At 64.6% G+C, this 13,212-nt stretch carries 9 protein-coding genes and 2 pseudogenes; 2 read left to right on the top strand and 9 right to left on the bottom strand.

Features of this window, described 5'->3' with window-relative positions; all coding sequences use genetic code 11:
* Positions 1-10: 10 nt before the first annotated feature.
* Entirely contained in the window at positions 11-1,318 is a 1,308-nt protein-coding gene (locus PWS46_RS30240; protein ID WP_434626055.1) for an ISNCY family transposase, read from the bottom strand.
* A gap of 66 nt (positions 1,319-1,384) precedes the next feature.
* Positions 1,385-2,607: pseudogene (locus PWS46_RS30235) on the bottom strand (IS256 family transposase).
* A gap of 539 nt (positions 2,608-3,146) precedes the next feature.
* Between PWS46_RS30235 and PWS46_RS30230 the strand changes: the two are divergent.
* Entirely contained in the window at positions 3,147-3,824 is a 678-nt protein-coding gene (locus PWS46_RS30230; protein WP_434626031.1) for a hypothetical protein, read from the top strand.
* A 58-nt stretch (positions 3,825-3,882) separates the two neighbouring features.
* Positions 3,883-4,378 (top strand): annotated as a pseudogene (locus PWS46_RS30225) (transposase); the annotation flags it as partial.
* Between the two features lie 168 nt (positions 4,379-4,546).
* On the opposite strand, the gene PWS46_RS30220 reads toward PWS46_RS30225, so the two are convergent.
* From PWS46_RS30220 to PWS46_RS30190, 7 genes are all read right to left on the bottom strand, one after another.
* Positions 4,547-5,611, bottom strand: a complete 1,065-nt coding sequence (locus tag PWS46_RS30220) for a malate/lactate/ureidoglycolate dehydrogenase (protein ID WP_434626029.1) — start codon at positions 5,609-5,611, stop codon at positions 4,547-4,549.
* The gene (locus PWS46_RS30215; RefSeq protein ID WP_434626026.1) at positions 5,608-6,978 is read right to left on the bottom strand and encodes a nucleotide sugar dehydrogenase; all 1,371 of its coding nucleotides are present in this window, start codon (positions 6,976-6,978) and stop codon (positions 5,608-5,610) included. The genes PWS46_RS30220 and PWS46_RS30215 overlap by 4 nt, the downstream gene beginning before the upstream one ends.
* Positions 6,975-7,523 carry a hypothetical protein gene (locus PWS46_RS30210; RefSeq protein ID WP_434626024.1) on the bottom strand — a complete coding sequence of 183 codons (549 nt, stop codon included), beginning with the start codon at positions 7,521-7,523 and terminating at the stop codon, positions 6,975-6,977. Before PWS46_RS30210 ends, PWS46_RS30215 begins: the two co-directional genes overlap by 4 nt.
* A 4-nt stretch (positions 7,524-7,527) precedes the next feature.
* Positions 7,528-8,595: a branched-chain amino acid aminotransferase gene (locus PWS46_RS30205; RefSeq protein WP_434626022.1), complete on the bottom strand. Its 1,068-nt coding sequence runs from the start codon at positions 8,593-8,595 to the stop codon at positions 7,528-7,530.
* A gap of 138 nt (positions 8,596-8,733) precedes the next feature.
* Complete coding sequence (locus PWS46_RS30200) at positions 8,734-9,558, bottom strand: alpha/beta hydrolase (protein WP_434626020.1); 825 nt, start codon at positions 9,556-9,558, stop codon at positions 8,734-8,736.
* A 4-nt stretch (positions 9,559-9,562) separates the two neighbouring features.
* Positions 9,563-11,650 (bottom strand): glycosyltransferase family A protein, encoded by a 2,088-nt coding sequence (locus tag PWS46_RS30195; protein ID WP_434626018.1) that lies wholly within the window; start codon positions 11,648-11,650, stop codon positions 9,563-9,565.
* Positions 11,651-11,697: 47 nt separating this feature from the next.
* Positions 11,698-12,909, bottom strand: a complete 1,212-nt coding sequence (locus PWS46_RS30190; RefSeq protein ID WP_434626015.1) for a benzoate/H(+) symporter BenE family transporter — start codon at positions 12,907-12,909, stop codon at positions 11,698-11,700.
* Between the last annotated feature and the right edge of the window lie 303 nt (positions 12,910-13,212).

The following is a 13,212-nucleotide window of genomic DNA, read 5'->3' as shown; positions in this document are numbered from 1 at the left end:
ACAGCTGCGGTCAGTCGGCCGCACAGGCGCCTTCGGCTGGTCCGCTGTTCGGCTTGCGCCGTCCCGTCTTGCGGTAGCCGTTCTTTTCGCTGTTGGTCTTCACCCGAGGCGGCGGCCGGCTCTCCTGCATCTCCTTCACCTGGGCCAGCACCGCACGCAGCCGCTTGTTTTCCACGATGTCGGCTTGGCTGACCCGCTGGTCCATGTCGAAGGCCCGATACGACAGCGCCACCCCCTTCCACCGCACCTCCAGACGACCGTCGGCGAAGGCGCAGGTGTCGACATACTGGCCAACCAGTCCCCGCGTCAGCTCGGTCTCCTCCAGTATGATCAGTTTGCGCTCGTAGGACAGCGTCAACTGCTGCCCGACATGGCGCTGTTCACGCCAGCACAGAACCTGACGCAGCCGATCCGGCGCGAGGTTCAGCGGCCGGTGCAGATCGTCCGGCCGGGCAGGGGGCAGGGCAAAGCGGGCGTTGAAGTGCTCGACGAAGCCGGGCAGGAAGGCGTTGCCCGCCTCGATGCCGGTGACGCCGGCCAGCCGCAACTCCTTCACCAGCCGGTCCTGCAGCGTCCGGTTCACCCGCTCGACCCGCCCTTTGGCCTGGCTGGAGTTGGCGCACAGGATCTCGATATTCAATTCCGCCAACGCCCGGCCGAACTGCGTCATGCCCTGGCCGCCCGTGGCCTCGCGCTGCGAGACCCGGAACACCGAGTATTTGTCCGAGTAGAGGACCAACGGCCGGCCATGGGCGTTCAGATAGCCCTCCAGCGCCTCGAAGTAGGAAAAGGCGCTCTCCGAGACGGCAAAGCGAAGCTGCATCAGCCGGCCCGTCGCATCGTCGATGAACACCAGAAGCGTGCAAGGATCGGCGCGATCCTTGAACCAGCGGTGCTCACTGCCGTCGATCTGGATCAACTCGCCGAACCGTTCGCGGCGCAGTCGGGGAGGGTGGAACTGCCGGCGCTGCCGCCGCGACAGCCAAAGACCAGCCGCCGCCATCCACTGGCGCAACATTTCGCGCGAAACCGTCAGCCCATGCTTGTCCCGCAGCATTTCCGCCGCCAAGGTCGGGCCGAAATCGCCATAGCGGCTGCGGACAAGGTCCAGCGCCCGCTCGCACACCTGATCGCCAAGCCGCCGGTTCGACGGACGGCCGCGGCCCCGATGAACCAGAACACCGCCGCCACCGGCCTTGTAGCGCGCCAGAAGCCGCCACACCTGACGTTCGCTCAAACCCAGAACCGACGCCGCCGATCCGACCCCGCGGCGACCGCTCAGCACATCGCCGAGAACCTCGACGCGTTGCAAGTCGATCGTGCCCCCGGCCGTGGTGTAGGAGCGGAAAGGCGCTCATGGTCTCCGGCGTGTCTGGCCGGATGGTCAGGCAGCCACGGCGGGCAGGCTGACGAGGGGATCATCGCCGAGAGGGGCAATAGTTTCTAGCGTCATATATCGCGCCCGCTGAACGGCCCATTCGTCATTCTGCTCCAAGAGGATGGCGCCGATGAGCCGTGTAATCGCCGCCTCGTTCGGAAATATACCGACAACCTCGGTGCGCCGCTTGATCTCGCCATTGAGGCGTTCAATGGGGTTGGTTGAGTGGAGCTTGGCCCGATGCTCCCTGGGAAAGGTCATATAGGCCAGGACGTCTTCTTCCGCCTCGTCCATCAGAGTGGCCAACTTCGGCAGCTTGGCCCGGACTTGGTCGGCCACTTGCCGCCACTGCGTGCGTGCGGATGCCGCATCATCCTGCGCGAAGGCTGTGGCGATGAAGGCGGCGACGACACGGCGCCCGCTCTTGCCGGCATGGGCAAGGGCGGTCCTGGAGAAATGCACCCTGCACCTTTGCCACGTCGCCTGGAAGGCACGGGTGACGGCGGCCTTGATGCCGCCATGGGCGTCGGAGATCACCAGCTTGACGCCACACAGACCGCGGCGCTTGAGCTTGCGCAGGAACTCGATCCAGAAGGTCTCGGCCTCCGATGGGCCGATGTCCATGCCCAGCACCTCACCGCGGCCATCGGTATTCACCGCCACGGCGATGGTGACGGCCACCGAGACGATGCGCCCGTTCTGACGCACCTTCACATAGGTGGCGTCGAGCCACAGGTAGGGTCAGTCGCCTTCGATGGGGCGGCCGAGGAAGGTCTTCACCCGGTCATCGATCTCCTCGCACAACCGGCTGACCCCCGCCTTCGCGGGGGCAGGCTCTGGCTCTTGGAGATGCCCGACATCCCCATGGCCTGGACCAGATCCTCCACCGAGCGGGTCGAGATGCCCTAGATGTACGCCTCCTGGATCACCGCCGTCAGCGCCTTCTCGGCAATCCGCCGCGGCTCTAGAATGCCAGGGAAGTAGGAGCCCTTGCGCAGCTTGGAGATGCGCAACTCGACAGTGCCGGCGCGGGTCTCCCAGTCGCGATCCCGGTAGCCGTTGCGCTGGACCAGCCGCTCGGCAGACCGCTCGCCATGACCGGCGCCGGTCAGCCCCTGAACTTCCATCTCCATCAAGCGCTCGGCGGCAAAGCCGATCATCTCCCGCAGAACATCGGCATCCGCGCCCTTCTCAAGCATCGCGCGAAGCGCCATCATCTCGTCGGTCATCTTGGTCACCCTCGGTCGAGGTTGTGTTGTGGTGACCAGACTCTACCGAAGAACCACGATGACCGCCCGCTGTGGATAACCGGCCCGCCTACGCCAGCCATCGGAGGGCGCTGCGGCGGGGCGGTTATCCACAGCTCCTACACCACCTCGTGGGACACGACCTCACCCATTGGCGCTCCCCCCCTGTAAACCACTGTCATTACAAGAAAGTTGCACTTCAAAATCGAACCTGCCCGCCTACAAATAAAAAAGCGCATAATATTTATTATGAAAAATAAAGATCTCCAACCGCCCAGAACGGAGACGGCGCGAGCTACCCGATACTGCGTTACAGACATCCTGTAACGCAAAACCGGAGGGCAGCATGGGACGGCCACGGATCGGAACCCCGGACGAGGCGGCGGCGCGCAAGCGCGCGCAGACCGCCGCCCGCGTCCGCCGCCTGCGCGAGCGCCGCCGCGCCGAAGCCCCCGCCAGCCCGCCGTCGGCGGCCGATCCCCCCGTTCCGGCGGCGATGTCCGCCGATTACGGATGTGCGGGTGAACTTGCCGCTGGACGCCATGATGGACGGCTGGGTCCCACGTCCACGGACGGTGTTCCAGGTCAAGCAGGAGAAGAACGGTCTGCCTCCTGCGGCGATCACCGCCGAGATGTGTCCGAAAGGCACGCCACGCCCGGTGTTCGCCAAGCTCGCGGCGGACCGCGGGGCTTACATCATCGTCAGCGGCATGGAAACCTTATCCGACGAGGCCTTGGCGCGCCGCCGTCACGCGATGGAGCAGGCTGTCGCCAATGTGCCCGGCGCGGCAGGGATGCTGCTGGACGTCTACGATGGTCACCGGATCGCACGTTGGGTCAACAGGCATCCCGGTGTGGTGCAGTGGGTACGGCAGCAGATCGGGGAACCGCTCCAAGGTTGGCGGCCGTTCGACGACTGGACGGCAAGCCCGCAGCTGGTGGAAAGCACCTATCTCGTAGACGATAAGAGCCGGTTGTTCGATGGCTCGGTACAGGACAACGACGGGCTTCCCATCGTAGACGGGCTGAACCGAATCCGCGTTGCCCTTGCGCGGCCTGGTACGGCAGTGCGGCTGGTCGGCCTGTCGGGTATGGGCAAAACCAGGCTGGTACAGGCGCTGTTCGATGAGCGAATCGGTTGGGTAGGTTCTATTCTGAAGTGCAACTTTCTTGTAATCACAGGGCTTTACGGTTGGTGAACGCTGGTGGGTGAACATCATTCCTAGATCGACTTTGCCGAGTGTCGCCGCATTCAGGAAATTTACCCGCCAACATTGTCAAATCATCACCTTTGATCGGGGGTCGATGGACAGTTACTTCTGCAATCTGTACAGTTCCTGGCAAAAATGTGGCGTTGAGAACTCCAACGGACGTTTGCGGCGGTATTTTCCTCTGGGCGTTCCCGTAGCGGAGTGCGATGGCCCTGCACTTGCCGCTCTCGCGAAGCGGCTCAATGATACGCCACGCCGCTGCCTTGACTACAGGATGCCAGCCGAAGTCTTTGTGGCCGATCTGGCGGCTTCGAAGACTTGGCGGTAGATACCGGCAGTAGCCGGACCACACGAAAGACCAAGAAGCCAGCAGGTCTCCCCTGCCCTGCTGCTCGCACCGGTGGGTCCACAGGCTTGATCCACAATCGCAATGGAGGCGCGCGGATCAAGCCTGTGGACCCACCGGCGCGAGCTTTCCCCTTCTGACGAAATGGCTAGAAAGCAGGCAGATGGATCAACGAAAGCATGTTGTCGCACTTTAGCTTGATTCCGCCTCCCTAAACCCGTTCCGTCGGTCTTCGTCACCAATACAAGCCACCCCGGATCCGGAAAAGAGCTTAATGTAAACAGTCCGGACCAGGGGCTGGCATAGTTGCTGGCACCCATGGCACCATCCCGTACTGCGCACTGGTTCAGTGCGCGGGGCAAAGCTACGGGCGAAGGTCTTCGGTGCTCGCGCCAACTTGCTGCGCTGTGCCGTGCAACTGCTCCAGGGTCGTCGGATCCAGTGGCACGCCTTCAGCTAGGCGATGGCGGCGCATTCCGCTTTCCGGCTCGCCTGGTATCAGCACCTGCCCGCCGGGCTCCGCCGGCCGGGTGGAATGTACATAGCCGACGAGATCCTCGACCTCACGCGCCAGCAGGCCGGGGCTGCCGAGATGATCGGGATCGATCAGGATTGCCAGCATGTTGTTGGTGATAGTCCCCGGCCGAGGGGTACCCGGCTGCATCGTTCCGGCACCCGTAAGCGCGCCAGCCAGCAATTCGCACAAAAAGGACAGCCCATATCCCTTGTGTCCGCCGAACGGCAGCAAAGTACCGGAAGGCTGCGAGAACATCACCGCCGGGTCGTTGGTCGGATAGCCGGCGGAGTCGAGAATCAATCCATCTGTCAATGCTTCGCCACGGTTCAGGGCCACCCGGCATTTGTTCCAGGCGATGGCGCTCGTCGCGAAATCGAGCAGGATGGGATCGGCACCGGTGCGTGGCATGGCGATGCAGATGGGGTTGGTGCCGAACCGTGATTCACCGCCGCCGAACGGCGCCACCAGGGGCGCCGTGCCGATGATGTTGACGAAGCTGATCCAGACCAGCCCAACCGCCGCTGCCTGTTCGCCATAGGCACCGATCCGGCCCATGTGATGCGCGTTGCGGACCGCCAGCAGGGCCAGTCCGTCCGTGACCGCGCGCCGGGCAGCCAGTTCCGTTGCGTGGAAGACGACCGTCTGGCCATACCCCTGTTCGCCATCGACCACCAGGATCGCGCCGGTGTCCCGCACCACCCTGCCGGCTCGGTTGGGGTGGAGGAAACCAGCCTTCACGTTGGAGAGATAGAGCGGGAGGAGGCCAACGCCATGGCTGTCGTGCCCACAAAGGTTCGCATCGACCAGACTACCGGCGACGTGATCGGCCTCCGCCGCCGAACTGCCCATGGCTGCGAGCACGCCAGCGGAAAAGCGGCGCAGGGCGGCGGAGGGAATGTGGACTGCACTCACGCCGTCACCAGGGTCGTTGGAGCTACGTTCTTGCGGGCGCAAACGTTGCGGGTATCGACGATGAGGTCGATACCGCGGGCCAGAATGCCGTAATCCACATCGTCGTGATCAGTCGCGATCAGTGCGAGATCATATTGTCGCAGCTCAGCCGGGCTCAAGGCGACGGAGTTGCGCGGCCGGAGCCCAGGGTGTTCGTGAGACCATCTGATCGCCGGCACATGCGGATCATGGTAATCGACTTGCGCGCCCCTCTGCTCCAGCAGCTCGATCAGGCGCAATGCCGGGCTTTCGCGCAGATCGTCGATGTTCTTCTTGTAGGCAACCCCGATGACAAGCACGCGGCTGCCGTTCAGCCCGCGCCGCTTGACGCGGTCCAGGGCGAACGCCGCGCGCTCCACAACCCGGCGTGGCATGGCGGTGTTTATCTCACCGGCCAGTTCGATGAACCGGGTGGAAATCCCATATTCCCGGGCCTTCCATGTCAGGTAGAAAGGATCGATCGGAATGCAATGGCCGCCCAATCCCGGTCCCGGATAGAAAGGCATGTAGCCAAAGGGCTTGCTCTTGGCTGCTTCGATGACTTCCCAGACGTCCACGCCCATTTCCTCGTAAACGACCTTCAACTCGTTCACGAGCGCGATGTTTACCGCACGAAAGATATTCTCCGTCAGCTTCACCGCCTCCGCTGTGCGCAGCGAGGACACGGACACGGTTCGTACTACGATCTTCCCGTAGAAGAGATTCGCCAGCCGCAAAGCGTCGGGCGAACCGCCGCCGACCACCTTCGGGATCGAGGCCGTGTGAAAGTCGGGATTTCCGGGATCCTCCCGCTCCGGGGAAAAGGCCAGGAAGAAGTCGCGATCATGGACCAGACCGCCCTTCTCCAGGATCGGGCGCACCACCTCGTCGCAGGTTCCCGGATAGGTCGTGGATTCAAGAATGACGAGCTGGCCCCGCCGCAGACTGCGAGCGATGTCACGCGTAGCCTGCTCCACGCAGGTCAGGTCGGGTTCGCGGTGGCGGTTCAGCGGGGTCGGAACACAGACCACCACAATGTCCGCTTCGTCCAGGCGGGTGAAGTCCCCCGTCGGCTCAAAAAGGCCGCGGTCGATAAGATCGGTGATCCCTTCGGCCGGGATATGTTCGATGCAGCGGCGACCGGCGACCAGCGTCTCGATCCTGTGGGGATTGGTGTCGAAACCGATCACGCGCATGCCGGCTGCGGCGATCGCCTGCGCCAGCGGCAGGCCGACGTAGCCCAGGCCGATGATGGCGGCGGTGGCCTCGCCGCGTTCTATCTGCAGGGCAAGCTCGTCCACGAGCGGGAGGCCATCGGCTCTGGAGGCCACGATGTCGAGAAGGCTCATCGGATGTCTCCGGAATGCTTGGAATTTCCCCCATCGCAGCGAGCGAGAACGGGGAACTGGCGTCGGCGGGACAATGCGTCGGCGGGTGAGGAGCGGAACAGGATGCGTCCCTGCACGAAGATCGTGACGGACCGGTCCTTGTTCACGACGCCCGCGCAATGGACGCCGTCCGCCAGCGACGCGAAGCAGGCGGTGGCGAAACGGCTGCCGGAACCGAAGAGGGAGATTAGTTCGGCCTCGGGCGAAATCGGAGGAGCAAGATAGCAGGATACATGCTCGATCTCGAAGTCGGTCGACAGCAGATGGAAGCCGTCGTGGTACGGGCTTGCCTCGTGGCCCAGCCGCAAGAGCACGTCGGGCAGGTCGCCCTTGAGATCTGGCTTGCTCAAGACCAAAGGCAGAAAGGGCAGCCCGGTCGCGGGTTCGCACACGAGCGCTCCCGTTCCGGTGAAGGTCTGGCCGGCATCACGCGCCACCTGACACAGCGCGTCGCAAAGCCGGACCTGGAAAGGGTCGGCCAAAGGCAGGGCGGCGGTGGTGGTCATCACGTCAGTCCACCGCCATGGACCAGCCGAACGGGTCGGGCCGCGTGCCACGCTGGATGCCGTCGAGCGCGTCGTAAAGCCGGCGGGCGAGGCTCTCTCCGCCGCCGATGTCGGGCAGCATGTGGGTGCGGTCGCGGAAGGTGATCGATCCGACCGGTGCAACCACGGTCGCGGTGCCCGTCACGAAAACTTCGCGAACGCTGCCGTCGTCGATCCCCCGCAGCAGTTCATGGATCGGAATTTCACGTTCCACGACCGGCCGCCCCCAGCCGCCGATAAGCTGCATCACCGATTCCCGCGTCACGCCGGGCAGGATACGACCGTTCAGCGGCGGGGTCAGCACCGTATCCCCGGTTACAACGAAGACATTGGTGATGCCGGCCTCCTCAATCAGTTCGTGCCGGGCGCCGTCCAGCCAGAGCAGATTGTCGTAACCACGGGCACGCGCCGCCTCCAGCGCGACGATGGTCTGGCCGTAATTGCCGGAGGTCTTGGCCCCGCCGGCTCCGCCGTCCGCGGAACGGGCGAACTCCTCCGTCGCCAGAAGGCGGAAGGCCGGATTGCCGGGGCTGTAGTAGGGGGCGACCGGGGTGAGAATGATGTAGAACAGATAGCGCGACGCGCGTCGCACCCCGAGCGCAGCCTCGTTGGCCACCATGACGGGGCGGAGATACAGCGAAGCTCCGGGAGCGTCCGGAACCCAATCGGCCTCGACGCGCAGCAGGGTGCGGACAGCGTCGAGGAACATCGCCTCCGGCAATTCTGGCATCGCCATGCGTGCGGCCGAGGCGTTCAGGCGCTTGGCGTTGCGGTCGGGCCGGAACACCGCGACGCCGCCGTCGGGCTGCCGGAACGCTTTGATCCCTTCGAACAGCGCCTGTCCGTAATGAAGGACGAGCGCCGCCGGATCGAGTGTGAAACTCCCATAGGGGACCACGCGGTGATCGACCCACCCTTCCCCTTCGCGATAGTCGCATACGAACATGTGGTCGGTTACGAATGTGCCGAAGCCCAGATCCTGGCCCCATGGCTTCGGCTTGCGGACGGGGGCGGTTTCGATATGGATGGTCAAGGGAACGGCTCCTGACGGCGAGATGTCGGCGGGCTGAAACGATGGGGACCGAAAGCTTCGGCGGCATGGGCAGCCGCATGGGTCGACGCCGTGCCGGTCGGCACGAATACCGGCAGTCGTCATCGATGGCCGCCGGTATCAGACGGGCGGCGGCGGTTCGCGGTTTTCGATCCAGCGCAGGCAGTCGTGCGCCCAGTGCAAGCCCTGCTCCAGCGCCAAGCCCAGCGCGTGCGGCCCGCGCTGGTAGAGATGCAGTTCGTGCCCCACCCCGTGACGCTCCAACGCATCGGCGAACAACAGGCTGTGCCGGCTGGACACTTCGGTGTCTTCCGCGGTGTGCCAGATGAAGGCGCGCGGACAGCCGTGCCGCACGGCGAGGATCGGTGAGAACGCTTCCTGCATCGCCCGGTCTTCCGCCAGGTCGCCCAGGAAATTGCGGCGCGTCTCCTTGTGGGCAATCGGGTCGGTCAGGCTGAGCACGGCATAGCAAAGCACGGAAAAGGCCGGGCGGAGGTCGAGCGGCGCCACACTCCCCACCCCTTCGGCATCCAGGACCGCGCGTCCGGCCCCCGTCATCATCACCCCGGCCAGATGACCGCCGGCCGAGGTGCCAACAAGACCGATGCGCGACCGGTCGATGCCCAGGTCCCCCGCCAGCGCGTGGACACGCTCCAGCGCGGCAAAACCGTCGGCGCAGATGGCTCTCCGGTCATAACCGTGTGCGCCCAGGCGGAATTTCACAACGAACACCGCCACCCCCCTCTCGGCGAACCACTCGCCGTACCGGCGTCCGGACCGCTCCGACAGGAAGGTGTAGGCGCCGCCGGGAAAGGACAGGATTGCGGCGCCGGTGCGCCGCTCCGGCGACGGCAGATAGGCTTCCAGAACCGGATGGTCATGCTCAGCGTCACCCAGCGCAAAGGGCGGGCGGCCGTTCCACAGGTCAAGGCGTTGGATTTCCATGGCGTCACCGCCCACCGTCTTGCATACCGACGACCTGCCCGCGGGCATGGTCGATGACGAACTCGCGCCCGGCCCAAACCACGGCGGGGTCGATGGGAGCCCGCTTTTCGATCAGGGCGTTGCGGCTGTGCTCCACGTCTTCCAGCAGCCAAGCGTAATCCGCGCGGACCACCCCCTGCGTGTCCAGGAAATCCGCCAGCGTGCGGGCGTAGAACCGCATGATTTCAGGGTAGAAGCCGCTGATCAGCTCTTCAGCCAAGCTTTCCGCCTCGTCCCGCTTGTCCTCGAAGCTGAGGCCGGCGAGCGCCGCCATTGCCGTGTCGGCCAGGGTGCCGGCGAGCGCTTCATCCGTGCCCCGGGCACCGAGCAACTGCGCGAAAACCCGCTCCCGCACCACGGTTTGGACGGACCGGTCGCCGCCGGCGTAGAGGCAGATGGCGTTCTGCAAGAGCCAGCGCAGCGGAAACAGCACGCGCTCCGGAAACACGACATCACGGAAGAAATCCTCGGAATAGCCGCGGATTTCGCTCTCCACCTGATCCTGGATGCGGGTCATGTGAAGGTAGAGGCCGCTTGCCCGCTCCAGCCCGCGGCTGCGCGTGTCGCCATAGAACACGCCCTGGCGGTTGGCGAAGTTACGGATCATCTTGGCCAGCCGGTCGATCTCGGTCTCCGTGTAGGCGGTTGCCGGACCGAGGACGGTGCGGCAGCCGACCGCCTGCTGGACCCGCCCCGACTGGTAGTCGGTACCGGTCACGATCTTCAGCGCCGGGCTGGACAGCTGGTGCTGCCCGCCGATAGCGAAGCTCCAGCAGCGGAACACCTTCAGCGCGTCGCTGGTATCGGGCGCCACGACCGCCTCGGGGATCCCCATGCGCTGGAACATCCACAACAGGAACAGGTCATGCCCGATGACGGAGTGCCAGCGCCATTTCTCATCGGCCCGCACCCCCCCGTTCTCCAGGAACAGCAAGGCGGAGTCGAAGCCCGAGACCGGCGCGCGGTCCAGAACGATTGTCCTGTCGTCCATGACGTAAGCCCGGGCACCGGCCGGATCCTCCATCACGCCATAGCGGCGGCCGCAGCCGTCCAGCCGGTCGAGCGGCACCGAAAGATCGATGCCGTCGCCGCTCAGCCGCATGGCGTCCTCCGCCGTGCGGCGCCGTCCCGCGCGCGGCAGCCGTTCGAAGGCAGAGACGTCCGACAGGCGGAACGTCACGGGGACGACAGTGCCGGCGGTCGCCCCGGCCCGTAGGACCTTCAGGTCATGCGGGCGATGATCAGCGAAGAAACGCAGGGCGGCCGTGAATTTGTAGGTGAGAAAAGGCATCACGCCGTCCACGTCCTGGTGCTTGTCCAGGATCTCGCTGAAGCCATGCACAAGTTGGTGGTGGTAGACGGTGTCGCCATCCGATACGGCGATGCGGGCCGATTGCAGCCGCCCCCATTGCCCGTCGGACAGGCACATCGCGTGGATCGTCGCTATGGAGCGGTCCACGCCGTAGCGTGCGGCGCTGCCACCGCCGGGAGTCGTCTGGTTGATGCAGACGACACGCGCGGCCGACGGGACCGACGCGGCGGTCGCGCGGACAATGTCGCCAGAACCGTCGGTGGAATTGTTATCGACGGCAACGATGACGACGCGGTTCAGGTCGACGCCGGTCTGGGTCAACAGGGACGTCAGCGTCGCTTCGATATGCGGCGCCTCGTCCATGAATTTGATGATCAGGAAGGTGTCGCGGCCTTCGCGGGCGAAGGTCTCCGCGTCGTCGAGCGGAGCGCACTGCTCCGGACCATAATAGTCGGCGCGGCCGTTGAGATGGCGTTCGACTATGCGGCGCTGGAGCTGCGCAACCCGCTGCCAGCCGTCCGCATCCGTTTCATCCCCGGGGGCGGCTAAAAGCTCCTTGCGCAGGCGGAGCACCGACTGGGCGTCCTCGATCTGCTCGAGCGGGATCTTGTTGACGTTCGACGTCCGCATCAGGTCGAGCAGCGGGCTGGCCAGGCAGTCCTGCGCCGGGCGCACCCTGTTGGCGAGCATGGGGAGGAAATCCCAGAGACGCGTGTCGTCGTGTGGGGTTGCGGTGGTCATGGCTGACGCTTCTTGAATGAGGGTGGAATTAGGGGGAGTGGGTGCGCTCAACCGTTCTTTTCGACGAAATGGACCATCGCCATGCCGACGAGGATGCCCCAGAACGCAGCGCCGAGACCGAGGAAGGGAATGCCCGCCGCGGTGGTGACGAACACCATCAGCGGCGCCAGGCTGCCTGGTTTGGCCGATCGGAAGGCGGTTTCCAGCGAGCCGCCGATGGCGCCCAGCAGGGCCGTGCCGGCGAGCACGGCCACGGCCTCCTTCGGCAGCGCCGCGAACAGCCGGACGAAGGTGGTCGCGAAGGTTCCGAACAACAGGTAGAACGCGCCCGCGCTGATTGCGGCGATATAACGCCGGGCCGGGTCGGCGTGGGTGTCGGGGCTGCCGACGATGGCTGCGATCATCGAGGACGGGTTGACATTGTGGCAACCGAACGGCGCCACCAGGATCGATGCAAGCCCGCACAGGCGCACGACACTGTCGGGCGGCGGTTCGTAGCCCGACGCCTTCAGCACGGCGAATCCCGGCAGATACTGGCCCGTCAGGGCCAGGACGGTGAGAGGTATCGCGATGCTGACCATCGAACCGAACGAGAAGGCAGGCGTCGTCCACTCCGGCACCGCCGCGATCAGCGCCAAGCCGCCGGTGTCGACACGCCCGAGCGAGATGCACAGCGCGGTGCCACACAGCAAGGTAACGGCAACGGCCCAGCGCGATGAAAAGCGGCGGGTGATCAGGAACGCAGCCATCATGGCGCCGGCCAGGAGCGGCTCGCTCCTCAGGGCGCCGAAGATGGCGAAGCCGAACGAGATCAGGATGCCGGCGTTCAGTGCCGCCGCCAGCGCCATCGGGATGCGTTGAAGAACCCGGTTGAACAGCCCGAAGGCGCCGATGAGCGTGATGAGCAGGTTCGACACCATGAAGGCGCCGACCGCCTCTGCGAACGGGACGCCAGCGAGGCCGGTCACGAGAAAGGCGACACCGGGCGTCGACCATGCAGTGATGACCGGCATGCGGAAGCGCAGGCTGGCGACGATCGAGGTGATCCCCGATGCAATGGAATAGGCCCACAGCCAAGACGCAATCTGGGATTCCGTGAGATGTGCACTCTGCGCCACCTGAAAGACCAGGACGGTCGGGCCTGCGTAGCCAATGATCACCGCAATCAGCCCTGACAGAATGGCCGACCAGGATGCGTCGCGCAAAGGCCCGAGCGGGCGGATTGGGGAAGCTGGAACGGCCAGTTCTTTACCGAGCATGTCTTTGCACCTTGTAAGCGGGAAAATACCACAGAGCCATCGCGGGGGGATGGAGCGACGTTTGCCACCCGCAGGCAGACATGAAGCACGAGCAGCCCCTCATGGCAGTGAAGGACTCTCAATCGTTTTATTTCCAAGCTTTGAGCTTAAAAGTTATTCGATGCCGTATTTTTATGCCCCGAATTGGCGATTTCCGTATGAATGAACTACGGCAAAGTCTTATTCAACCGAAAAAGCAACCTAAGGAAGTAATATATCACGGGAGTTTATGCATTAGCGTGTTCTTCCTTACTCTTGTATGCT

Source organism: Azospirillum sp. B2RO_4 (assembly GCF_051124815.1).
Classification (GTDB): domain Bacteria; phylum Pseudomonadota; class Alphaproteobacteria; order Azospirillales; family Azospirillaceae; genus Azospirillum.
This window is presented reverse-complemented; position numbering and strand designations above follow the sequence as displayed.